At 51.9% G+C, this 25174-nt stretch carries 17 protein-coding genes; 1 reads left to right on the forward strand and 16 read right to left on the reverse strand.

Translation table 11 applies throughout. The features are described from left to right. Window positions 1-290 precede the first annotated feature (290 nt). From ACG2E4_RS08955 to mnmE, 3 genes are all read right to left on the reverse strand, one after another. Window positions 291-1292, reverse strand: a complete 1002-nt coding sequence (locus ACG2E4_RS08955) for an alpha/beta fold hydrolase (RefSeq protein ID WP_395276320.1) — start codon at window positions 1290-1292, stop codon at window positions 291-293. A 474-nt stretch (window positions 1293-1766) separates the two neighbouring features. After that, window positions 1767-2792: an LLM class flavin-dependent oxidoreductase gene (locus ACG2E4_RS08960; RefSeq protein WP_395276321.1), complete on the reverse strand. Its 1026-nt coding sequence runs from the start codon at window positions 2790-2792 to the stop codon at window positions 1767-1769. Window positions 2793-2902: 110 nt separating this feature from the next. Continuing rightward, entirely contained in the window at window positions 2903-4318 is a 1416-nt protein-coding gene (gene mnmE, locus ACG2E4_RS08965; protein WP_395276322.1) for a tRNA uridine-5-carboxymethylaminomethyl(34) synthesis GTPase MnmE, read from the reverse strand. A gap of 501 nt (window positions 4319-4819) precedes the next feature. Here mnmE and purU point away from each other — a divergent pair. After that, window positions 4820-5656 (forward strand): formyltetrahydrofolate deformylase, encoded by an 837-nt coding sequence (purU, locus tag ACG2E4_RS08970; RefSeq protein ID WP_395261340.1) that lies wholly within the window; start codon window positions 4820-4822, stop codon window positions 5654-5656. Between the two features lie 74 nt (window positions 5657-5730). Here the strand turns inward: purU and ACG2E4_RS08975 are convergent, their stop codons facing one another. From ACG2E4_RS08975 to ACG2E4_RS09035, 13 genes are all read right to left on the reverse strand, one after another. Continuing rightward, window positions 5731-6849 carry a trans-sulfuration enzyme family protein gene (locus ACG2E4_RS08975; RefSeq protein WP_395276323.1) on the reverse strand — a complete coding sequence of 373 codons (1119 nt, stop codon included), beginning with the start codon at window positions 6847-6849 and terminating at the stop codon, window positions 5731-5733. A gap of 506 nt (window positions 6850-7355) precedes the next feature. After that, window positions 7356-7694, reverse strand: a complete 339-nt coding sequence (locus tag ACG2E4_RS08980; protein WP_395276324.1) for a DUF6787 family protein — start codon at window positions 7692-7694, stop codon at window positions 7356-7358. Between the two features lie 223 nt (window positions 7695-7917). Beyond that, window positions 7918-11379 carry a PAS domain S-box protein gene (locus ACG2E4_RS08985; RefSeq protein ID WP_395276325.1) on the reverse strand — a complete coding sequence of 1154 codons (3462 nt, stop codon included), beginning with the start codon at window positions 11377-11379 and terminating at the stop codon, window positions 7918-7920. Between the two features lie 10 nt (window positions 11380-11389). Continuing rightward, the gene (locus ACG2E4_RS08990) at window positions 11390-11824 is read right to left on the reverse strand and encodes a response regulator (protein ID WP_395261344.1); all 435 of its coding nucleotides are present in this window, start codon (window positions 11822-11824) and stop codon (window positions 11390-11392) included. Window positions 11825-12022: 198 nt separating this feature from the next. Continuing rightward, the gene (locus ACG2E4_RS08995) at window positions 12023-13354 is read right to left on the reverse strand and encodes an ATP-binding protein (RefSeq protein WP_395261345.1); all 1332 of its coding nucleotides are present in this window, start codon (window positions 13352-13354) and stop codon (window positions 12023-12025) included. A 228-nt stretch (window positions 13355-13582) separates the two neighbouring features. After that, window positions 13583-13975: an endonuclease domain-containing protein gene (locus ACG2E4_RS09000; RefSeq protein WP_395276326.1), complete on the reverse strand. Its 393-nt coding sequence runs from the start codon at window positions 13973-13975 to the stop codon at window positions 13583-13585. Window positions 13976-14698: 723 nt separating this feature from the next. After that, window positions 14699-15910 (reverse strand): ATP-binding protein, encoded by a 1212-nt coding sequence (locus tag ACG2E4_RS09005; RefSeq protein WP_395276327.1) that lies wholly within the window; start codon window positions 15908-15910, stop codon window positions 14699-14701. A 1-nt stretch (window position 15911) separates the two neighbouring features. Continuing rightward, entirely contained in the window at window positions 15912-16967 is a 1056-nt protein-coding gene (locus ACG2E4_RS09010) for a cobalamin-dependent protein (protein WP_395276328.1), read from the reverse strand. An 11-nt stretch (window positions 16968-16978) separates the two neighbouring features. Beyond that, window positions 16979-17278, reverse strand: a complete 300-nt coding sequence (locus tag ACG2E4_RS09015; RefSeq protein WP_395276329.1) for an antibiotic biosynthesis monooxygenase family protein — start codon at window positions 17276-17278, stop codon at window positions 16979-16981. A gap of 102 nt (window positions 17279-17380) precedes the next feature. Then, window positions 17381-22234 (reverse strand): PAS domain-containing protein, encoded by a 4854-nt coding sequence (locus ACG2E4_RS09020; RefSeq protein ID WP_395276330.1) that lies wholly within the window; start codon window positions 22232-22234, stop codon window positions 17381-17383. Between the two features lie 38 nt (window positions 22235-22272). Further along, window positions 22273-22710 carry a response regulator gene (locus ACG2E4_RS09025; protein WP_395276331.1) on the reverse strand — a complete coding sequence of 146 codons (438 nt, stop codon included), beginning with the start codon at window positions 22708-22710 and terminating at the stop codon, window positions 22273-22275. A gap of 2 nt (window positions 22711-22712) precedes the next feature. Beyond that, window positions 22713-23912: an ATP-binding protein gene (locus ACG2E4_RS09030; protein WP_395276333.1), complete on the reverse strand. Its 1200-nt coding sequence runs from the start codon at window positions 23910-23912 to the stop codon at window positions 22713-22715. Between the two features lie 241 nt (window positions 23913-24153). After that, a complete protein-coding gene (locus ACG2E4_RS09035) occupies window positions 24154-24852 on the reverse strand; it encodes a class I SAM-dependent methyltransferase (protein WP_395276334.1) in 699 nt (232 codons plus the stop codon). Window positions 24853-25174: the final 322 nt, after the last annotated feature.

The raw sequence follows: 25174 nt of genomic DNA on the forward strand, positions 1-25174 counted from the left end.
GCTGCTTTCGGATTATGTCAGTTAAATTTTAAGCAATAAAATATCATTAAAATTGTGCAGAAAATCAGTAGGCAAAGATGGTAATTAATGAAATGAGTTCAAAATGAGACTCCGGAGTAACAAGCGGAAAAAAAGAACGGTTTTTGGAAAGATGAAGGTTGAAAGTTGAAGGTTGAGGACTGTATTCCATTCGAGTAAAAATTTTGATAATACTAAGTCTACGCCCACCTAACCAGCGCTTTCAATTTGCTGGAAGATCATTTGCAGGCACCTCCCTGAGGATCTCCTGCCTATTTTTTCAACGCCGGAAGCAGCTTGCTTTTAAATAACTCAAAATCTTCGATATGCGGCAGGTGACCGATGCCATCGAGCTCGATCAGCGTGGAATTCGGAATCTTGTCTGCTGTTTTCTTTCCGAGTTCGGGGTAGTTCCCCATGGTGGCGGCCACCGAGTCGGGCACCATACCCGTTCCCAGCGCCGTCCGGTCTCGCTGGCCGATAATCAGTACCGTCGGCATCTCCAGGTTGTCAAACTCATAAACGACCGGCTGGGTGAACACCATGTCGTAGGTCAGGGCTGAATTCCACGCATACCGATCCCAGTCCGGGCTCTCGTTCATGGCGGTAAGCAGGTAGACCCACTCGTTGTACTTCTCCTCCCAGTTCCCATCAAAATAACTGCTCATCATGTAGCTTTTCACCCCTTCAAACGTCCTGTTTAGCGCACCCCGGTACCATTGCTCAAGTCCGGCATAGGGGACCTTCCGTTTCCAGTCCTCCAGCCCGATCGGGTTTTCCAGGATTAGTTTTTCCACCTCATTTGGATACATCAGGGCGAAGCGGGTGGCCAGCATGCCTCCCATGGAGTGCCCCAACACGGTCACTTTAGAAATATCGAGCGAATCCACCAGTTCCCTGGTATTCTCCGCCAGCTGATGAAAGGTGTAATGGTAGTGGGCGGGCTTGGATGACTTTCCGAACCCGATCTGATCCGGCACCAGCACGTCATACCCTTCCTCCAGCAGAACTTTCATAGTCTGTTCCCAGTAGGCGCCGTTAAAATTCTTGCCATGGAACAGCAACACCGTTCGCCCGTTCGGGCGTTGTGCATGCTCGTACATAAAGGCCATATCCAGTGCCTGGCCCTGGGAATGAAGTGCATAATATTCCACCGGGTAAGGATAATCATATCCCTCCAGGTTTATCCCCAGTTCGGGGCGATTTTCCTGACCGAACGAAGTTGCCAGGGGCAATATCCAAAGAAGCGACAGAAAAAGACAAAATCGTTTCATTGTATTATTGATTGGTAATGAATATTCTGGTTCCTGTGAAATTCTTACTTATATACAATGTATATATGGAGAGAATGAGCATCTTTCGCCAATACATTGCCTTACCTGATACTCGGTTTGGAGGTGGTTGTACCACCGACCTTACCTAGCTCACAAGGCGGAGTAAAACTCCCTCCGAACGGTGATTCGAATGTTTTGCGAAGTCCTTCTTACTTCAGTTTGCTAACCCGCATTATTCACAAAATACTAAAAAAGGGATGAGTAAATTATTGATATTATTCTGTATATCGAAAATTGTTTATACTCCCAATTTGAGGGTAGCTGCAACGGGCTGCGAAATTTGGCCGTGCACTTCATTGGAGGAAAAATGACGTACTCAAGGTACAACCGTACCTTGCCGCCGTCTCTTTTCCTTCGCCTCGTTCACAACCGAATTTCCTGGTGAATAATCCGGGTTAATCCTTCGGGATAATCTCAACTGTTATCCTCCCTCATAATTTCGGCAAAAATACGGTGCGATTTGAGCCGCTGCTTGTGATCAAAAATATAGGTCGCTATCATAAGCTCATCGGCAGCGGTCTGCTCTACGAATTTCGCAACCTTACCTTTAATCGTTTCCCCGCTGCCGATAAACGTATATTTCAGCATCTGCTCCACTGCCATCTTCTGGCGGGTATTCCAAACGGTGCTCATATCATCCACCGGCGGTGGCATCGGCTTTCGTTCGCCGGTCACAACGCCCATAAACATCTGCTTTAGTGATGTAGCCAGGTATTCGGCCTGCTGGTCCGTATCGGCAGCGACGACGTTCACGCAGGGCATCACAAAAGGTTCGGAAAGCTGATCGGAGGGCTGAAATTTTTCTCGGTATACCTTCAGCGCAGCCATCAGCTGACCGGGCGAAAAGTGGCTGGCAAATACGTAGGGCAGGCCCAGGGCCGCGGCCAGGTGGGCACTGTCGGTACTGGAGCCGAGAATCCAGATCGGGACCTCGGTTCCTTCCCCCGGGATGGCGCGAACGTTTGAAGAGCGATTATCCCCCGAAAAATATTGCTGCAACTGCTTCACATTTTGCGGGAACTGCCGCACCTGCTGCATCCGGTCGGGGCGAATAGCCTGCGCCGTAACCTGGTCGGTTCCCGGCGCACGGCCCAGCCCCAGGTCAATGCGCCCGGGATAGATCGATGCCAGCGTGCCGAACTGTTCGGCGATAATGAGCGGCGAGTGATTGGGCAGCATAACGCCCCCCGATCCCACCCGAAGCATGCTGGTCGCTTCCGCCACATGCCCGATCAACACCGACGTGGCGGAACTGGCGATATTTTCCATGTTGTGGTGTTCAGCCATCCAGAAGCGGGTGTATCCCCACTCTTCGACATGCCGGGCCAGGTCGCGGCTGTTCTGGATCGCATCGGCGGGGGTTTGTCCTTCGGTAATGACGGCCAGATCGAGGACGGAGTAGTTCATATCGCTCAGCTCGTTTTGCATAGTTTCCTGCATCAATTATTCCTGGAATTTTGGATGGATAAATGAGGCAGATCAAACACACTTTATTTGCAACACGTTCAGAGGGGAATTTAAATGGAATCCGCAAGTCGTACCACCCTACTTCACTTACCGATACAGAACCGTGAAAAGATACTGTCCAGCACATCTTCGTTGGTGATTTCGCCGGTGATGGTGCCGAGCTCTTTCAGGGCGGCGCGCAGGTCGATGGAGAGGAAGTCGCCGGTCATTCCCTGCTCGAGGGCCTGGATGGCACTTTGCACATCTTCCTGCGCGTTCAGCAAAGCCTCCCGGTGGCGGCTGGAAGTAACCAGCAGGCTTGAGGTGTCGTAGTCCTTGTTTTCCAGGGCACGCTGTTTCATCAGCTTTTTCAGCTCCTCGATCTTTTCGCCCTCCAGGGCCGATATTTTGAGATCATACGCCATCCGTTCATCCTCCACCTCCAGCGCAATGTCATTCTTTGTACCGATCAGCAGGAAGGGCGTATCTCCCGCTTTTTTCTGGAAAGTCCCGATCTCTTTTCGCTCCTCCGGGGTCCCCTTCCTGGACAGATCCTTCAGGTAGACCACCAGGTCGGCATCCTCAAACGCCTTCTGGGAACGCTTGACGCCCTCGGCCTCCACCAGATCCTCGGTCTCGCGGAGTCCGGCGGTGTCGGTGAGTTTAAAAAGCAGGCCGTCGTAACTCCAGTCTACATCAATAGTGTCGCGCGTGGTGCCGGCAATATCGGTGACGATGGCCCGGTCTTTGCCCACCAGCGTGTTCAGCAGGGTCGACTTGCCCACGTTGGGCTGACCGATGAACACCGTACGCACCCCATGTTTTACCAGCCGGCCGGTTTCGTAGGTGTCGAGCAGGCGGTCAATCTCGGCATCCAGGGCCAGCAACAGCTCTTTCAACTGCTCCTTGTTGGCAAATTCGACATCTTCCTCAATAAAGTCGAGCTCCAGCTCCACCATCGCCGTGGCGTCGATGATCTGCTGTCGAAATTTCTTGATATGCTCGCCCAGCCGCCCCTCCAGCTGCTGGTGGGCCGCATCCATCGCCTTCTGGCTTTTGGCGTGGATCAGGTCGGCCACCGCTTCCGCCTGGCTGAGTTCCATCTTGCCATTGAGGAAGGCGCGCTGGGTGAATTCGCCGGGCTCCGCCGAACGGATACCGAGGGCCAGCACCGCTTCCAGCACCGCCTGCGTGACGAGCACCCCGCCGTGGCAGGAGATCTCCACCGTCTCTTCTCCGGTATAGGACCGTGGACTGTGAAACAGTGTGGCCAACACTTCATCCACGACCTCTCCCTTTTTGTTCACAATCTTACCAAAATGCACGGTGTGGCTCTTTTCCTGGGTCAGATCGGTACCCGTGAACGCCCGGTTTACCCGCTCAATCGCGTTCTTCCCGGATACCCGGATCACCGCAATTCCGCCTTCCCCGATCGGCGTGGCAATGGCCGCAATCGGCTCCTTCTGGGTGATTTCACGTTGTTCGGTCGTCGGTTGTTGCTGCTGAGTTTGTTGTGCCATAGATCAAAATATAACGTGTTTGGAACCTCCAATCAGGCCTGTTTATCAGGACCTCAGAGTTTTTTTGGAAGCGGTTTAACAAGCGTTTTCCCATATAAAAAAGGACGCCGTTACCGGTGTTCCTTTATTGTAATATTAACGCGAGTTAGATATATCTTCCAGCTTTAACATTGTTTCTTAATTTCTTGGGGCAGGTCTTTATTCTCCCCTTGAGGGGAGCCCCGCCAAAGGCGGGAGGGGTGTTATTCTCTATGTCAGACCTGCAACTCCCGACGCAATCGCCAGACCCATGCAATTGGCCACCCTCCTCGAGGAGGGACTGTTTTCCTGTCATTTCAAGGCAAACAGGCATTCTGGTTGAGATCACTAAGTCGAATTCAGGTTAATATTACAGAACAGTACCCGAATTTTATTACTACAGCACCATAACAATTTCTTGCTGTTTTGCTTATTACTCGTAATTTACGCCCCGCATTTGAACAACAGAAATGAACAATTATTATGGAGCAGGAAGTACTGTTAATCGATTGTCCCGACCAGAAGGGACTGGTTCACAAAATCACCGGCGTGCTGTACGATCACGGGTTGAACATCATCAGTAACCAGGAGTTTGTCGATGCCGCCACCGATCACTTCTTTATGCGAACGGCTTTTGAGGGATCTGACAACTCCGGCCAGATTGAGCAGGACCTGAACAGCGTACTGCCCGATGCGGCCCATATCCGTCTGACGCCCAGGGGCAATCGGTCGGTGGTGGTGATGGCCACCAAAGAGCCCCACTGCCTGGGAGACCTGCTGCTTCGGTACCGGTATGGTGAGCTGCCTGCAGATATCAAGGCGGTCATCAGCAATCATGCCACACTGGGTTCGCTTGCGGATTCGTTTGATATCCCGTTTCACTGCGTGAGTCACGAAGGGGTAAGCCGCCGCGACCATGAGCAGAAAATTACGGAGATCATCAATGAGTATGATCCCGATTACCTGGTGCTGGCGAAATATATGCGCATTTTTACACCTGAATTTATCGATCAATATCCTGAACGCATTGTAAACATCCATCACTCCTTTCTGCCGGCCTTTGCCGGTGCCAGTCCCTACCGCCAGGCGTTTGAGCGAGGAGTCAAAATTATTGGGGCCACGGCTCATTTTGTGACGGAAGACCTGGATGAAGGTCCGATCATTGCCCAGGATGTGACGCCGGTCAACCACACCTATACGGCACGCCAGATGGCCCAGGCCGGCCGCGATGTGGAAAAGGTAGTGCTGGCCCGGGCACTGCAGCTGGTGCTTGAAGAGCGGGTCTTTATCCACAACAACCGGACGATTGTGTTTGATTAACCCGGATGGAGTATCCCTTTTTGAATAATCAAAAAGGGAACAAGGAAAGCTGGTTAGTTAGCCAGTCTGCCCTGTTAACCCAGCGCCTGTGCCAGGTCTTCCAAAAGGTCTTCCGGGTGCTCCAGTCCCACGCTGATGCGCACGAGGTTTTGTGGGGTCGTTGAGTCGTCACCCTCGCTGCTGCGGCGATGCTCCCACGTACTTTCCACGCCCCCCAGGCTGGTAGCCCGCATTATCAGCATAGAACGCCCTACTGCCTGTATGGTTTCTTCCCGGGTTCCGCGGTACAGGAACGAGACCATCCCTCCAAAACCGCTCATCTGGTTGCGGGCGATCTCGTGGCCCGGGTCACTTTCCAGGCCGGGATAAAACACCCTCTCAACGTTTGCATGGCCCTGCAGGAATTTAGCCACCCTCATTGCATTTTCGTTGTGTCCCCGCATGCGGTAGGGCAGGGTTCGGATGCTGCGGGAGAGCAGCCAGCAATCCCTCGGGGAGGGTACGGCCCCGGCGGTGATCTGGATACTGCGGATCCGTTCAAAAAAGGAGTCCTCCCGCCTGGCCACGACGGCCCCGCCCAGGATGTCGCTGTGTCCTCCAAAATATTTTGTGGTGGAGTGCAGGGAGAGATCCGCCCCAAGCTCCAGCGGCAGCTGGTTGACCGGCGTCGGCCAGGTATTATCCACGCAAACCGAAATATTGTGCTCTCCGGCCAGCTCCGAGACTGCCGGGATATCGGTAACCAGCAGCAGCGGATTGGAGGGGGTCTCGAGCCAGATCAATTTTGTTTGCTTGTTAATCGCCTCCTCTATCTTGTTGAGATCCGTCGTGTCCACATAATCGGCCTGCAGGCCCCACCGGCTCATCAACTGCTTGATCAACAGACGGTTGCCGTGATAGACATCCTGCGGCATGATCACGTGGTTACCGGGCTCAAGTGCCTGGAAGACGGCCGCCGCTGCCGCTACCCCGGAGGCAAAGGTGGCGGTGGCAGCCCCTTCCTCCAAATCCGTGATCAGCACTTCAAGCTGGGCCCGGTTCGGATTTTGGGCCCGGGTATAGGTCAGGTCACCGGGCTTGTGCCCCTCTTTATCGTGTTCAAAAATAGTGCTCGTCTGCAGCGGCGGAACTACCGCTTTGGATTCCTTCAGTACATCGAGTCCGGCATGGATCGCTTTCGTTTCAAGACGCATAGAATACCTTGCTGTAAACTGTGGGTTAATTGGAAATTATTTTAAAGAGGGCTTTGCACAACCCTCAATTCCTCGTTCTGAGGGCGTTGTACTCCCGTTAAAAGATCACCAGGGTCGGTAGTACAACTACCTCCCAGCAAAATAGCAGGTTCCGCAAAGGTCCCTTAAAGAGTTTTGAAAAAGTTACTGGTTCTCCAAAGCTCCATTGTCATAATGCCAGGGGCATACCGAAGGTACGAATTTAAACCCCCGGGATGAAGTACGGAACTGTATCTTTAGCTCGTTTTACACCCCAAATATTCTTCTTGAACACGAGAAGTAATTAAGAGAGTGGCTTGCTCAAAAGATCAAGATTGTCCCTTTCTCATGGCAGTAGTCTTCAATAACTCAACAACCCAACCTGTGATGCTTTACTTTTTAAGAGCTAAGTACACTTGTCCGTATTTCCAACGAGAATCAAGTTAAATTTACTGGTAATAAATGCAGGCTGGTCCGGGGAGGCCATTTCATTTCCTCGTCGAAAATTGCGTTACCAGGTCCTTGATGCGCAGGTAGTTGTCTCGCTGAAACCGCCAGAAAAAATCGAACTGACCCACCGCAGAACTGTATAACAGCAGCACGATATTATAGGAGGGGATCACAAAAACGACCCACACCAGGGCTTCTTCCCACAGCGGGGTTTGCCGGCCAAACTCCAGCCACGCAAAAGCGAGTTTTCGCACATATAAAGCCGTCAACCCGGAGATCAAAAACACACACAGAATAACGGCCAGGTGCCGGTAACTCTCGACGCCCCACCGGCTTTCTATCTTTTTAAAGATGTTTTGTATCGCGTATCTGATCATACTTTGAATAGCTGTTATTTATCTGTTTTGTGCTGACCGAATGACCACATCTCATCGACTCTGCCGTGACCGGGTCGCTGCGCGCTTTCCCGGCCTGCGCTGCCGTTCGTTAACATGAGAGGTCAACGGGCGGAAGGTAGGAATTACGCCGGAAGGTTCAAAGCGTTGCAGGGGGGTATTATTCCCGAAGGACAACCCCGGGGTCAAAGCAGTAGTGGCCCGCTCATTTCAGGTGTACATTACCGACTCCTTTCACCTCCGCCTTTTCAAAGGAGAGGGTAAACAGGGCACCCGGTTCCTGCGTTTTATACGAATACGTTCCATCCAGCTGGGTAGCCAGGGTGTCAATCAGCTTCAGGCCGAGGGAGTTATCAAGGGAAATGGTGCCAAAATTGTCGGGCAGTCCCCTGCCGTTGTCTTTTATCCTGACCTCGATGCGATCCTTCTTCTCATCAAGATCGATCCATAATTGGCCGATATCTCTTCCATTAAATGCATGCTGCAGCGCGTTGGTGACCACTTCATTCACAATAAGAGAGCAGGGAATCGCCTGGTTGATATTGAGTATGACCGGATCCAGCTTATACGACACATCCAGGTCTATCGCAACCTGGACTGTATCGATGATTGTAGAAACAAGCTGCTCAATATTTTCATCCAGACTCAGCCTGGAAAAACTTTCGGACTGGTAGAGCAACTCGTGGATCGAGGCCATCGTCTGGATCCGGCTGACGCTCTCGATCAATTTTTGGCGAACCCGCTCATCCTCTTCACCGAACGCCTGCAGCTGCATCATGCCGGAGACCACGGCCAGGTTGTTCTTGACCCGGTGATGGATCTCCAATAGCAGGGTTTCCTTTTCGGCCAGCGAAACCTTCAGCTCCCGCTCCCGCTGCCGCCGGTTGGTGACATCCCGGCCCACGCACACCCAGTGGCTGTATTCCCCATCTTTTTCTTTTACGGGGGCCATTGAAACATGAATCCAGAACTTTTCTCCCTCTTTCGTGTAGTTAATGAATTCCGTTTCGCAGGATTCCCACCGTTCCATCGCTTCCCTCAGCTTGTCGCGCTTCGCCTGACTGGTTTCGGGACCATTCAGGATATGCAGGGTATTGCCGGTCGCCTCCTCCCTGGAGTACCCGGTCATTTTCGAAAAGGCGTCATTGACATACAGTATTTTCCGGCCGGGCAGATCGGTGGGCTCCGCCTCAATAATCACCACTGATTCGCTGGTGGTTGCCACAGCCGACTCAAACAGCTTGAGCCACCTTTTTTCCTCCTTCTGCTCGGTCACGTCCTGCATCGCCCCGATGATGCGGACCGGCTCCCCCTTGTCGTCGGTCACCACAAATGCGCGGTCGTAAATATCCTTGTAGCTGCCGTCGGCACATTGAAACCGGTATTCCAGCTGGAACCGGTTCCTGTTTGCCGCCAGCGTCTTCTCGATCTGGTTCAGCACTTTTTCCCGGTCTTCCGGGTGTAAGTTTTGGCGCCACCATTCCCCCACCTTCTTGACCTCCTGCCTGGCATATCCAAACATGCTGTAGATATTCCTGTTATAGCGGATGGTATCTTCCTCAAGGTCCAGGTCCCAGATGGTATCGCTGGTGGCCTTTGCGACGATTTCATACCGGTGTACACTCTCTTTTAATTTTTGCTGGCGCTCGATCCGTTCTGTCACATCCCGCGAGTTTGCCACAAAACCCTCGACCGCCGGGTTTTCCAGCATGTTGGTGATGATCGTCTCCACCCATCGCCACTCGCCGCCGGCATTTCTGAATCGAAAGGGCTTGATCTCCGCCCGCTCCCTGCTCGGCAGGTTCTCGATTATCTCGGCGATACGCTCCCGATCATTCTCGTGGATATAGTCGAGGGCGTTGGTGCCTGTAAACTCTTCCGGGGAGATCCCCAACGCCGGGATGGAGGAGGGCGCAACATATTTGTAGGTGCCTTCTTGATCCAGGATCGCAATCAGGTCGGAGCCGTCCTGCACCAGCGAGCGGAACCGCTGCTCGCTAAGAGCCAGCTGCCGCTCCGTCTTTTTCTTTTCAAAACTTTCAAACAGCATCCTGAGGATATGCGTTGCCCGCTTGATCGTATTCAGTTCAAGCTCGTTCGGGGTATTGGGCTCCCGGTAATAGACGGCAAAAGTGGCCACCACCTCCTGCTGGTTGTTGGTAACCGGCTGCGACCAACAAGAGCTCAGATTATATTTTTTTGCGATATCAGCAAATGCTTTCCAGTTTGGATCTTCGAATATGTTTTCCGTGATAACAAGCTCTTTGTTAAAGGCGGCCGCCCCGCAGGTCCCGATGTCCGGTCCAATTGGTACTCCATTAATGGCCTCAAGAAATCCATCGTGGAGACCGGGAGAAGCAAAGTTGCAGAGCGCCCCCTCTTTTAGCTGCATTATGGAGCAGATGCCCCTGGGATGAAGCTGCTCGATACCCAGGATAAATTCACGGGCGATATCCCGGATGGTATCCTCGCCGCGGACATTCATCTCCAGCACGTCGCGTTCCAGCTTTTCAAGATCCCGGTAGTATTTTTGCTCCGTGATATCGTTGGTATTGATGATATATCCACCGATGGCGGGATCGTCTGTCAAGTCGGAAACCACGCATTCAAACCAGATCCACCCTTCCTCCTTGTGGCGGAACCGAAACGGCTGCAGCTGCTTGCTCTGGTTGTGTTCCAGGGTCTCAAATGCCTCGTAGAGGGCGTCTAAATCTTCCGGGTGAATATAATCGGCGGCCTCTGTCCCGCTCAGCTCACCGGGGGTCCAGCCGGTAATCTGCCGGTGGTTGGGACTGGAGTACTTGTACCGGCCCTTTGAATCGAGAATGGAGATGATATCCGCTCCCTCCTGGACCAGGGCCTTGAACTTCTGCTCGCTGAGCTTCAGTTCGCGCTCGGCTTTTAGCTGATCCGTGATATCTTCCGCCAGTACCATTTCGGCTTTGCGCCCCTGGTACTCTATGATATTGCTTTTGATTTTTACATCCAGCAGCTTCCCGCTTTTCGTCAGGTGCTGGAACACCCCCTCATAAAAAAACTGATCCCTGCCGCGCGACAGCTCCACCGCTTCAATAAGGTCGGGTATTTTTTCTTTGGGGCGTATATCTTCGAGCGTCATCTCCAGGAACTCCTGCCTGCTGTAGCCGTAGTGATCGGTGGCGGCCTGATTGACATCCAGGAATGCCAGCGTTTCCAGGTCATATACCCACATCGGCTGGGGCGACAGGTTGAAAATCTCCCGGTACTTCTTTTCCGATTTTTTTAGCGAACGGTTAACGCGATTCCGCTCGATACTGTACGAGATGCTTTTGTACAGCAAAAAGGGCGTCAGCTCATCTTTCAGCAGGTAGTCTGCGATACCCATACCCAGGGTTTTAAGGCCAAATGCCTCATTTTCATACCCGGTAAGTACAATGACGGGGATATCCTTCGACATCGCCACCACCTGCTGTACCAAGGATTCCCCGCTGGCATCCGGCAGCGCAAGGTCGAGCAGGATCGCATCGTAAAGGTGATCCTCCAGGGCATTTTCTGTTTGCGCAAGAGTGGTTACGTGCTTCAGGTGAGGTTCCTCGATTTTCTCCAGCAGGTATTCCTGGATCAGGAAATAGTCACCGGGATTGTCCTCTATGACCAAAAGCCGAATTTCCTTTTCTAACGCTGCCATACTTGTTACGCTATCTTACTTTAGTCGGAAGCTGGACGATGGAGATCCAGAAATCCTCGATAGATGAAATCACCTTCATGAAATTATCCATATCCACCGGCTTGGTGATGTAGCAGTTGGTGTGATTTTCATACGATTTTTTGATATCCACCTGGTCGGACGAAGTGGTCAGCATCACCACGGGAATCTGTTTTAGCTCCGGGCTGCTTTTTATGTGCTTCAGCACCTCGTGCCCGTTAATCTTGGGCAGATTGATATCCAGCAACACCAGGTCGGGCGGGGTTGCATCTTCATACCCCTCCTTTTGGTCCAGGTATTGAATCGCCTCCCATCCATCCCGTACTATTGACAGTGAGTTGCTTATCTGTCCCTCTTCCAACGCTTCGGTGGTGAGCACAATATCGCCCTGGTTGTCCTCCACCAGTAAAATGTGTATCGGTTCCATAATAATTGCCGGAAATTAATTCTATATGATGGTAACAGCACCTCAGCCACGCTTCGACAGCTGTATCCTAAATTGTTGTACGCTCAACAGGTTGTGATCCCATTAGCGGGGACCGTTCTCAATCCTTCCTCTATTGAATAAAGCCTCTGTGCTTTCGTTTCTATTGGAAATATTTTTTTCTCTTATAAGTTGCATAACTTACCATTTACGAATGGTAAAGTGAAATACACTTCCGTTTCCTTTCCCTGACTCCACCCATATATCGCCGCCGTGCTGCTCTGCCACCTTTTTGCAGATCGCCAGTCCCATGCCGCTCCCCCCGTACTCTTCGGCGGTATGGAGGCGTTTGAATACGGCAAAAATCTGCTCGTGGTATTCCGGGTCGATCCCGATGCCGTTGTCGGACACCGAAAACTGCCAGTGCTTCTCCTCCTCGCGGTACGCTATCTCAAGGATCGGGCGCTGACCCGCCGGCTGGTATTTCAGGGCGTTGGCCATCAGGTTTTGAAACAGCATTTTTATCGCCACCGGCACCGCCTTGATCGATGGCAGGTCGGGAACGGTGACCCGGGCGCCGGTTTCTTTAATTTCAGCATCGAGAAAGCCGGTCACTTCCTCGAGGACGGCGTTCAAGTCAACCACTTCAAAGGAGGTGTACTTCCGCCCGATTCGAGAATATTCCAGCAGGTCGTTGATGCGGGTACTCATGCGGTCGGCCCCGTCTGTGGCGTAGTGGATATAGCTGTGCGCCTTGTCGTCCAGCCGGTCACCATACTTTTTTTCCAGCAGCTCCATAAAGCTGCGCACCATGCGGAGCGGTTCCTTGAGATCGTGCGACACGATGTAGGAAAACCGGTCCAGCTCCTCGTTTTTGGCGTTCAGGTCATCCACGGTATCCTCCAGCTCTCTCCTCAGCTCCTCCTGCTCGTCAAAAGCAGACTGCAACCCCTCGAACAACTTGGGAATCAACAGCACCGCGGTGCCGCTGAGGAATACGAGGTTGGCGGAGATCGCAATCCAGGCATCCAGCTGGTATTCCGACAGAATCACCGTGCTGGCAAAGCCGTAGTGGATAGCCAGCGCAAAATAGATGCAGATGAGGGTATTGAGGGCCAGCATGATCAACCCGTACACGCGGTCGAGGCTCAGGACCACGAAGACAGAGATGCCGAGCAGGTAGAGCAGGCCCGGCCCGCTGGACCCCAGGTAGTGAAGCAGCACAACCGAGACCAGGTACAGCACGCCGTTAAAAAGTATTTTGCGCGTAAAGACTGAAATTCTTGGAAGAAAAGCGATACTGAGAACCGTGCTTATCGCGATAAAGTCGACCAGCAGCAGCGGCTTGAGATCCATTTTGTAGGCCATGTAGAGGCCCGGAATAACAGCCACCAGGCTCAGCGGGATAATATAGATCGCCGAGGCCGCAAACATCCGGTTTTGCCAGTAGTACACCGAATTGCGCCGGGCCTCCGGGTCGGTACAGTTGGCATAGATATGGGTTTTGTATTTGTTCCAGTAGTCACTCAACATGGTATTGGGTTAATCTGAGACTTTTTAAAAGTCTGAATTTTATTCGCTGCCACCTTCAAATTAGATCACAAACTAAAATACCCGCACGAAATCCCCCTTTGGGGGGGGGCAGGGGGATGTAGTGCCTGTTTTACAAGCTCCCCGAGCGGTTTCCCGGCAGGCTTATTTGTTACATGCTGGAAATCTATCTTCACAGTACTTGCCAGGGTTCACTATCGCTAAATCCCCCTAACCCCCTTTGGAAGGGGGAATGTTCTTATCTTTTTCTAATTTCTTGATCGTTTGTTCAATTTTGTACAAAACACCGTCAGTATGTTTCATCACATCATCGTCGTTAAATCGGATAACAGTGCAGCCCAAAGACTCTAATTTTTTCTGGCGCTTTTTATCGTACACTTGCTTTTCGTCATGGCTATCGCCATCTATTTCGATTACAAGTTTCAATGACTTATTGTAAAAATCCACGATATAATTATTTAATGGCTTTTGACGATTAAACGTATATCCAAGCATCTTACCTGCTCGCAGTCCTTTCCACAGTTCAACCTCTGATGGAGTACTGTTCTTGCGCAGCTCCCGTGCTCGTTCTTTTAGCTTTGGATTGTACTTAATAAAACCCATATTCCAATAATAGCTAATTACTCCCCCTTCGAAGGGGTTTTGGGGGATGTAGTGCCCGTTTCGTAAGCTCCCCGAGCGGGTGCGCGGCAAGTCATTTTTCAAATTATGGAAATCTATTTTATGGTACTTGCCAAAGATATCTATCGCTAAATCCCCCTAACCCCCTTTGGAAGGGGGAACTTGTTTGCTTATGAATTACTGTGAAACATTCATTTCTTCTGTTGCCTTCTTCAGATTACATGTACTGTGCTCTAATTAAGCAAGAATCTTCCTCCTTTGAAGGAGGTGTAGAAGGATATAAGGTGGTAGTTTTCCGATCTCATTTTATGTGTCTAGACCCTGTTCCAATTTCTGGCAAATCCCCCTAGCCCCTTTTGGGAAGGGGGAATGTTCTTGCTTGTTGGAACATAATGCTCATAATTTATTTATAGGCTGCCATCTTCAAATTTGAACGCGAACTAAAATACCTGCACGAATTTCCCCCTTCGAAGGGGGTTTGGGGGATGTAGTGTTCCCCATTACCTGGTTTCGCTACGTAACGAATTTTTGTGGTAACAACACTCGATCACAAACTGTAATACATCTTCCGTATGCTTCATATTGTCATGATCGTAGAAACAAATCACGCTGCAGCCCACTGATTCTAATAGTTAAATATATATCCGCACATATGGCTTTACCCTCCAGGGGTCTCAAACCCCTGGAGGGTTGGTATTGGCATTATCATTCTTTCGCGATGGTAAAATAGAAGGTGCTTCCTTCGCCGGGTTCCGACTCCACCCAGATCTCTCCGCCATGGTGCTCCACGATCTTCTTGCAGATCGCCAGCCCCATGCCGGTTCCGGTCTCCTCTTCTGCTGCACTTTCAACACGCTGAAAGAGGTCAAAAATGGTCTCGTGATACTCGGGGGCGATTCCCCGGCCGTTATCGGAAACCGAGAAAAGCCACTCCTTCGGCCTCTCCTTAAACCTGATCTCAACAACCGGGGCTGTTCCCGCTTTTCGATACTTAAGCGCGTTGGAAACCAGGTTGTTGAAGAGCTGCTGCAGCGGCACCTCCTGCCCAACAACTACCGGCAGGTCTGCGCACTTCACCGCGCCGCCGTGCTCCTCAATCACCGAGCGGTTCAGCCTGGTGACTTTATCCACCACCTTATTGAGATCCACCTCCTCAGCCTCCCTGTTTTTCCGCCCGACCCGGGAGTACTCCAGCAGGCTGCTGATCATCGCGTTCATCCTTTCGGCCCCGTCCACCGCGTAGTGAATATATTCCCGGGCCTTTTCGTCGAGTTCGTCGCCGTACTTTTTTTCCAGCAGCCGCATGAATGAGCGGATCATTCGGAGCGGCTCTTTCAGGTCGTGGGATACCGCATAGGCAAAATGTTCCAGCTCCCGGTTGCTGCGGTTGAGCTGTTCATTCAGGTTTGAAATCTCCCTGTTCTGCTTCATCAGCTGCCGCTGGACGTTGATCAGTTCGTTATTCACCTTTGATATTTCATCGTAGGTGTCGAGCGAGGGGTCGGGACGGTACTGCTCCAGCTTGCTCAGCTTTTTCTCTGTTCGGCGAATCCTGTTCTGCTGCTCGTTGTTGATCAGCATCATTTCATCCAGCATCTTCTCCAGCATCTCGTCGTTGGCCGCGGCGATAATCCAGACTTGCCCGTTAAACGTGGCTGCTGAAAAATGCAGCGGCACCGGCTCCTCATCCTGTCTCACATACAGCTGGTAGTCAAAGACGAACTCGTTGTCGAGGATTTCCTCCCAGAAGTCGGCCGCCTTGCCGATACTTTCCCGGTCGATGATATCGGAAAACTGCGCAGGCAGGCGGTCCTTCGGCACCATCTCCAGGTCGTCGAACGGCACCCGCAGAATCTGTCCCTCCCGGCTGCAGACCAGGCAGAGCCCGTTTTTGATCTCATGGGTGTCGATATTCATATCAGTTCACCAGCTTATTTGCTTTTGAAACGGCCTGGCGGGCAGTTCGGGCGGTGGCATCAGCCCCGATCCTCTCCCACAGGTCCGGAACCACGGTAAAGGGATACCCTCCGGCCATGATCTTGAGGTGATCAAATTCGCTTCGGCTCCTGATGTCGTCCACCAGCTGCTCCACCTTGCCGATATGCAGTGGCAGCGTTACCGATATCGCCAGCAGATCGGCCTCGTGCTCGCGGATCGACTGCATCAGGTGGCGGTCCGGCATGTTGCTGCCCATGTAGTAGGTGTCCCAGCCGTCCATCTCGAAAAAGTCGGACACCATGCGGATACCGATCTCGTGCAACTCGCTGGCGACCGAGCAGGCCACCAGGCGCGAGCCCTTCTTTTGACCGGAAAAAATCAACGGGTACAGGCGCGACATAATCAGCTGCGTGGCCGCGGTGCAGTAGTGCTCGTGGGCCACGGTAATTTCGTTGCGCTGCCAGAGCACGCCCACCTCGTACTGCGTAGCCTGGAATATGTGCTCATAGATATCCGAAACCGATACGCCCCGATCCACGAGCTCGTCCACCAGTTCCGCGGCCCGCTGTCGTTTGGAATTCAGCAAGAGGTTGAGGTACTCCCGGGCTTCTTCAACCAACGGATTGTCAGGCTTCAGATGGGTTTCATTGTGCGGGTTAATATCTTTAAGGTGGTTGATCCCCGAATCCAGGTAATCAACCGCCGGCGACAGATCTTCCTCCGGCAGCTTTTCACGGACCGCCTGTTTGATGTACCCGACATTTTCCGCCAGATCGCTCAGCGGAATGTTGCGGGCACTGAGCATGTGGTGGGCCCACTCCAGGTAATGGTTGAAAATCCCGGGACTCTGCACCCGCAGCGCCTCAACCAGGTATTCAAGGTGATATATTGCATCCTCGCGGCACCGGTCTCGGCCCTCCTGCCCATAACGCTCTTCCAGCATCGGGTTGTTTTTAAACTGCAGTGCGGTGATACGCTCGGCCAGCGGCTGCTTTTGCTCTTCCAGCTGCGCTATAAGATCGCTGTATTTTTTCATGGGGACATACCTTAAGAGGTAATATGATCAAAAAAGCGGAGCTCAAAGCTGCGTTTCACCAGCTTTAATCCTTTTGGGATCCCCTTGTGGGCCTCGCTTCGGTGGTGCCTGTGCCAGTGATGGAAATCCTGTTCCGTCTCCCAGTGCGTGATCAGCCAGAATTCCGCCGGATTTTCCCGGGGATTCAGCACATTCAGGCCTTTAAACCCCTCGGCATCATCTACCAGGTGCGGCCGGTTGCGGAAGGCCTCCCGCACCTCGTCCTCCATATTGTTTCGCACTTCGAACTTGCTGATCGCGGTAAAAGCCATTTCAAAAAGATGATTTTAATCCAGAATACTTGTTGGCACAACAACATAATAGTCATAACCCTCCAAGGGTTCCAAACCCCTGGAGGATTATTTATGCTATTATCATTCTTTCGCTATGGTAAAGTAAAAAGTGCTGCCTTCGCCCTCTTCCGACTCCACCCAGATCTCCCCGCCGTGTTTTTCCACAATTTTTTTACTCACTGCCAGCCCGATGCCGGTGCCGGAGTACTCCTCCTGGGTATGCAGCCGCTGGAAAATGTTGAAAATATTCTCCTGGAACTCTTCTCGGATGCCGATGCCGTTGTCGGAAACTGAAAATTTCCAGTGCGTGCCGGTCTCTTCCCCGCTGATATGAATTTCCGGCTCGCATTCCGGCCTTCGATACTTTATGGCGTTCCTGATCAGGTTCTGGAATACCTGCTGGACCGGGGTTTCGGCGGCCCGAATCTCGGGAAGCGGATCCCATTCGACGGTTGCACCGCTCTCTTCAATCGCCCGGTGTTCCAGCTTCAGGATCTCATTGAGCAACTCCTCCAGGCAAAGATTCTGTCGTTCAAACTCATGTTGTCCCACTCTTGAGTAGTTCAACAGGTCCAGGATAATCTGCCGCATGCGCCCGGCCCCGTCCACCGCAAAATCGATATATTGGCGGGCTTTCTCGTCAAGCTGGTCACCGTACTTTTTCTCCAGCCGTTTCAGAAAGCTTGAGACCATGCGGAGCGGCTCCTGCAGGTCGTGGGAGGCCACGTAGGCGAATTGCTCCAGCTCGGCGTTGGAGGCGGCCAGCTCTTCGGCGTGCTTTTCCAGCTCCCGGTTGAGCTGCCTGAGGGCTTCCTCGTTTTTCTTCTGGCGGGTCAGGTCGGTCATGGCGCCAACCACGCGTGTGACCTCTCCACGGTCGTCCCGGATGAATACGGCGCGATCCATGACCGGGGCATAACTGCCATCAGCCTTTTTGAACCGATATTCTTCATACCAATCGGTTTTTGTGCCGGGTTGCATATATTCTTCAATTTTTTGCACAATCTCACCGCGGTCTTCGGGGTGGATTAGATTAATCAGAAAATCCAGCGTGGGATTGGTCTCTTCCAGGTCGTATCTAAACAGGGTTTCAAAACCCCGGCCCCAGAACAATTCCCCTTCAGCGACATCAAAATCCCAAATGGCATCGTTGGTGGCTTCGGTTACCTTCTCGAACCGCTCATTGACCTGGCGTATTTTTTCTACTCTTTTTTTCTTGTCGGTGATATCCCTGAAATATACCGAAAGGCCCGTTTTAGAAGGATAGGCACTGACTTCAAACCATTTCTCAACGCCGGGATAGTACTCTTCAAAACTAACAGATACATTTTCATTAACAGCCTTGTGATATTGGGTATAGAAGTCGAGATCAACGGCATCATCATATTCCTCCCACAGGTTTTTACCGATGATCTCCTCTTTGGGTTTATCCAGGATCTGCTCAGCTTCCTTGTTCCAGTAGGTGACAATCCAGTTCTCATCTACAGCAAAAAAGGCATCCCCGATGCTTTCCAGAATGGTCTCGTTTTCCTGGTATGCTTTCTCAAGCTGTATTTGGGCTTCTTTCTCTTTCGTTATATCCTGGGCTGTTCCCTCCATTGCTATTGGCCGTCCCTGTGCTGATGTTTTAAGTTCTCCCAGCACATGTATCCATTTTACAGTACCATCCGGTAGCAAGATGCGATGCTCCAGGTCCAGCGGCTGGCCGGTCTCCAGAGTTTTCTCATGCTGCTTCCTGAAATATTCCCGATCGTCGGGATGCATCCGGTCAAAAACAAGATCTGTAGTCAGTTGCACTTCTTTCGGGTCGAATTCCCAAATTTTATACGATTGCTCCGACCAATAGACATTGCCGGTCTCAAGGTCCAGTTCCCAGTACCCCAGGCTGGCGATCTCCTGGGCTAACTTTAATTTATTGTTGATCTTGGTAATCTGTTGCTCCGCCTGTTTCTGTTCGGTGATATCCAGGATGATGGAGTCCCACACGATGCTTCCGTCCGGCAGCTTGCGGGGAATACCGTTGCCCTCATGCCAGCGGATTCCCTTTTCCGGGTGCCGGCTCCTCCACTGGGCGTTCCAGTGGGCCATGGCTTCGGCAGAATCGGCGATAGATTGTTTAACCTGCTGGTAATCCGCTTCCGGGAGCTGGTCCCAGATAAGCTCGTTGTGCTGCATTCCCATTTCAGGTGAAATCCCCCAAAGTTCCTTTGCGCCCTTGCTCAGGTACATCAGCTCATCCGTCCCGTCGGGATACAGGCGGTACTGGAAAATAGCTCCCGGGATATTATCAGCCACGTGCTGCAGCTTCTGCTCGGCCTCTTTGCGGTCGTGGATATCCTGGAAGCTGCCGTACAGGCGCAGGCATTCCCCGTTCACCAAATGTGGTTCGCCTTTGGTGCGAACCCAGCGCTCATTACCCTTTGCGGTCACAATCTGAAGCTCTTCATCCCAGGGGATACCCTCTGTAATGGCTCGTTGCACCACCCGGCGTATCGTCTCCCGGCTTTCACCTTTTTTATAAAAGGTAATACCGGTTTCCAGGTCGGGCGCAAAATTGGGATCATCAATTTCATGGATTTCCCTCGTCATAGACGTCCAAAGAATCTCTTCGGTCTTCAGGTCCACCTCCCAGGCCCCGATCCGCGCCATTTTGTGGGCCTGCTGGAGGAGTCTCTCCAGCTTTTTCTTTTGGGTAATATCCTGAATAGTTCCTTCCATGACCGGCGCGCCATTATCCGGGTCATCAAAATTTCCTATTACCTGGATCCACTTCACCGAACCGTCAGCCAGCATAATACGGTGCTCCAGATTGAGCGATTCCCGGTTTTCAATAGCTTGTTCATTTTGTTCCACAACCTCACGGTATTCGTCGGGGTGGATATGATGGAGCACGGTTTCAAGATCTACGGTGTCTTCGTCCGGGTTCAGCCCGAAAATGTTGTAGGTCTGGTCTGACCAGTAGATCTCTTCGGTGTTCACATTCATCTCCCAGTATCCCAGTTTGGCGATCTGCTGGGCGGTCTCCAGCTTCTTATTCACATCTTTAATCTGCTGTTTGGCCTTTTTCTCTTCCGTAACATCACGCATGGCCCCGATCATGCGTGTGGCCTTTCCGTTGTCATCCCGGATGACGAAACCGCGGTCCTCTACGTATGCGAAGCTGCCGTCGGCTTTCATATACCGGTATTCCTCAAACCAGTTTTGCTCGTCCCCCTCAATGGTTTCTTTTATACTTTTGTATACCCACTCCCTGTCTTCCGGGTGAATGTGCTCAGTCCATGATGAACTGTCCCCAGACAGATTATTCAGATCATACCCAAACAGGCTTTCAAATCCGCTGCCCCAAAACACGGTATTCTCCTGCAGGTCCCAGTCCCAGATCGCATCAGAGGTGGCCCGGGTGGCGTAGTCGTAGCGCTCCAGGCTTTCCTGTAGTTTTTGCTCATACTTTTTCTGCTCGGTGATATCGGTCAGTGAGCCGACGATGGCCACGGTTTCCCCATCTTCAGTAAGTGGAGCCTCGTTGACCCGTACCCATATTATCTCCCCGTTTTTCTTCTGTAGCTGCAAGGGGAATGCGGGCTGGACCTGCCCGGTTTCAATCGCTTTCTGGGTATGGCGGAATCCCTCCTCATTGATGGGATGATCTGTCACAAACTCCGTCCACTGCTGTTTGGCTTCCTCAGGGGAATAACCCAGGAACTGCTCCGACTGCGGGCTGACGTAGGTAAGCAGATGGTCAGTATCGTGCCGGTAAAACATGTTGGTGCTGTGCTCCACCACCTCACGCAGTTTTTGTTCGGCCTCTTTCCGGCGGGTGATATCCTGCGTGCTGCCGTAAATGCGTGCGCACTGCCCGTTTCGAAATTCCGTTTCGCCGACTACACGTACCCACTTTTCATTGCCGGCGGCGGTGACGATCTTCAGTTCTTCATCAAACGGTCGGCCGGTTTGGATCGCCTGCTCCACGGCCTCGGTGATGTTCTGACGATGTTCGCCCGCTTTGTAAAAATCAATGGCGGTGTCAAGATCGGGCTCATAATCTGACGGCACCTCGTGCAGCCTCCTGACGGTATTCGACCAGTGCAGCTGCTGGTGCACCAGGTCCAGTTCCCAGTGACCGATATCGGCAATCTGATAGGCTTTGTCGCGCTGCTTTTCAGCTTTTTTTTCATTGGTGATATCCACCATAAAGCCCCGCAGCCGGTCGGGCTCGCCCCGCTTGGTTTCAACGGTTACGTAGTCTCGCAGCCACACCACCTCCTGGTCGGCGGAGATCATCCGGTACTCAAACCTGTGGTTTTCCCCTTGTTGCGTCTTGTTCCGGCAAAAGTCTATAACCCGGCTCCGATCTTTTGGGTGGATATGGGACTTCCAAAAGTCGGGATCATGCAACCACTGTTCCGGGCTGTAGCCCAGCAGGTCTTTGGACTGTGGACTGACATAAAAGAATTGAAAGGTGTCGGCATCAGCTTCCCATACGATGCCGTCCACGGACTGAACCAGCGACTCGTACCGCTCGCGGGTCAGGGCCAGCTGCCGGGTCTTTTTTTTCTGTTCCTCATAGTTGGTAAGTTCTCGTTTTATGGCAGGGCCAAGCCGGTCCAGGTTGCTTTTCATGGCGTAGTCGGAGGTGCCCTCCAGCATCGCATCGACCGCTTTCTCCTCCCCGATATATCCTGAAACCAGGATAAAGGGCAGGTGCGGATCTTTCTCTCTTACGAGTTTCAGGGCCTGGATCGCGTTAAAGGAGGGGAGGTTGTAGTCACTGACAATCAGGTCGGGCGGGCTGTTTTCAAGCCGGTCTTCCAGCTGTTTCCTTTGGTGGATGATCTCAAGCTCAATTTCGATTTTGAGCTTTTTCAGCTCTATCTCGATCAGCTCTGCATCACGCTCATCATCTTCAATCAGTAATACCTGGTAGACTTTTCCCATACCGCTTCCTCAATTCTTGCTTTAATAGCGCGCCCTTTTCAGAAAGAGCTCTTATTTATCGCCAGCCAATAAATTCCCATGTTGTTCACCACCTCCACAAAATCCTTGTAGTCCACCGGCTTGCGCACATAACTGTTGGCGCCCAGGTCGTAGCCCCTGATAATATCCTCTTCCTCCTGCGAGGAGGTCAGGATGACGACAGGAATGCGCCTGGTGGCAGGCTCTGCCTTTACCCGCTTCAGCACTTCGTGCCCATTCAGCTTCGGGAGCTTCAGGTCAAGCAGGATCAGCTCCGGGTAGCCCCGCTCTGCCACCCCGCCCGGACCGTCACCCAGCAGAAAATCGATCGCCTCCTGGCCGTCCTCCACCACGGCTATATCATTGGCAAAGTTATTCTTCCTGAACGCGAGCATGGTCAGCTCCACGTCATCGGGATTGTCTTCAACCAGCAAAATATAGTTTTCGTCTCCTGCCATAACTATGTTTCTGTTCTGAAATTAAAATAGAAGGTGGCTCCCTCGCCGGGCGTGCTGTCAGCCCAGATCTCGCCGCCGTGCAGATTTATAATACGTTTTACCGTTGCCAGCCCGATGCCCGAGCCTTCGAACTCTTTCTGGCTGTGGAGGCGGTCAAACGCCTTGAACAGCTTGTCAGAGTAGCGGGGGTCAAAACCAACGCCGTTGTCTTTAATAAAAAATACCTTCTTTGTATCACGGGTGGTTGTCCCGATTTGTATCATCGGCTGTTCCTCCCCGGAGCTGAACTTGATCGCATTCGAAAGCAGATTCGTGAGCATCGCTTTTACCAGTCCGCGGTCCGCCTCAACCCGTAAATCCTTTTCGACCTGCAGATCTATCCCGTTATCCCGTTTCAATTCAATTAAATCATCGAATACTGTTTTTGCAAGCCTGGAAATATCAACCTCTTCAAACTCAGGTTCGCGCCGCGAGATACGGGAAAGTTTCAGCAGGTCATCAATCAGGTTGCCCATATCCTGCGCGCCCTGCCGGACCCTTTTCAGGTAGTGGGCGCCCGTCTCATCCAGCTGGTCAAGGTATTCATTGACCAGCTCCTGGCTGAATCCGTCAATGCGGCGAAGCGGGGCCCGCAGGTCGTGCGAGACCGAGTAGATAAAGTCGTTAAGTTCTTCACTGGCGGCCTCATATTGCGCCATTTTCCGGGCGATGCGCATTTCCAGGTCTTCATTCTCTCCCTGCAGTTCACTTCTTGTCCGCACTTTCCGGGTCTTCCTCTCCTGTTTTTCCCTTTCGGTAAACTGGTCGGTCATGTCCTCAAGCGTATGGATCAGATATCTTATTTCGCCTGCTTCATTCATGACAGGAGTGTGCGTGAACTGCCAAAAACACTCTCGGGAGCCTGAGGAGTCGGCGATCCGACACAGTTCAATATCGGTATGATGAGCTTCAGCCCTCTTCTTTACCTGTGCAATGGATACTGCTAACAGGGATTTCAGGGATTCACTTTCGACTGCCAGGAGCGGAACCAGGTCCGCCAGGAGATCCTTGTTGAGCACCTGCGACCTGTCCAGACGTGTTACATCAAGGTACGCTTCATTTGCGGCCGCAACCCGGGCGTCACCTCCCGAGGGAGCGAGAACGAGCGAGGGGACTGGTAATATTTCAAATATTGATTTATACTCTGCCAAATCAAGCATCATAAAAGCCTGTCGTCTGTATGTCGGTTTTCCAGGGACCTGTGCGGCCCGCGATGTTCTCAATCCTGTTTTAGAGTCGTCCCGCACCCTGTTCTATGCAGTATCTCCGGGGTGCGTTTTCCCGATAGGTCTCAATTTCGGTCGCGTTTTTTTCGCCCGTCTCTTTGTTATCAGTATATAACAGCCCCGGGAGGTGGTCAACAGGTGATTTCCATGTATTGGAAACAATAGTCCAGCCCGAATTTTACGAACTTTTTTGGAAAATCATCACATTGTTCTCGTAAAAGTCGAGTGTGGCGTTCCACTGCCGGGCCAGCCAGCGGAACGTCTGCTTCGTGTAAAAGGTGACGTGGGTATTATCCAGCCGGTAATGCCAGTCGGCGAAGTGCTCGTTGTCATCTTCGGCCAGCTTGGTCATAATTCCCAGGTATCCGCCGGGGCGAAGGCAGTTCCACAGCCGGTCGAACTCATGCCGGGGGGCATGCAGGTGTTCAGCCACCTCGGTTGAGGTAATAAAATCATAGGTCTCGCCAAACACGGAGGGATCATCGGCATAAAAGGGATCGTAGATGCGCATTGTATGTCCCTGCTCCTCAAACATGATGTTCAGGGTTGGTCCCGGTCCCGAGCCAAAATCCAGTCCCTTGCTGTTTTTCCCGAGCAGCCTGATCAGCGGATTGAACAGCCGGCCGAGAAACGCGCGGTACCGCTCATCTTCGGGATCATTGTTATGCTGGTCGTAGCGTTCGAGCTCCTCCTGTGGAGTCGGCCGGTGGCGTTCAGGGGCAAAGATAAGGCGGCAGGTATCGCACTGATAGTAATCGGAGCGGTACTGCTCGGTAACATCCTGGTAGAAAAGTCGCAAGTTGGAGCCGTGGCAAAGGATACAGGTATCGGGTTTTGCTGGAGAATGGATGGTGTCAGGCTGTTTTGAGTTCTGCATGCAAGAATTTAATGTATATCTCGGATACTCTGAAGATAGCAAATTAAACTGCAATCAGCTCGGTTTAAGAGATGGCTGGAAGGCAAATTGAAGCCTTTGCAAAACCGTTCTTTTGATCAATTCCGGTATTTCTGCGGATGCTAAATACTCACTTATGGAATGTTAACTGTGGTTTCGAATTCGCTCCGGCTTTGCTGACCTGATCAATCAAATATTCTAAAACCGACTTATTAAAACCATCTCCAGACCTGAATAACAGGTTAACATATCAAGGTGTACCGTTTTTTGAAATCGACATTCCGGATATTAAGACAATATTAAG

The sequence above is a fragment of the Halalkalibaculum sp. DA384 genome, from assembly GCF_043951955.1.
In the GTDB taxonomy this organism is placed as follows: Bacteria; Bacteroidota; Rhodothermia; order Balneolales; family Balneolaceae; genus JAMQKA01.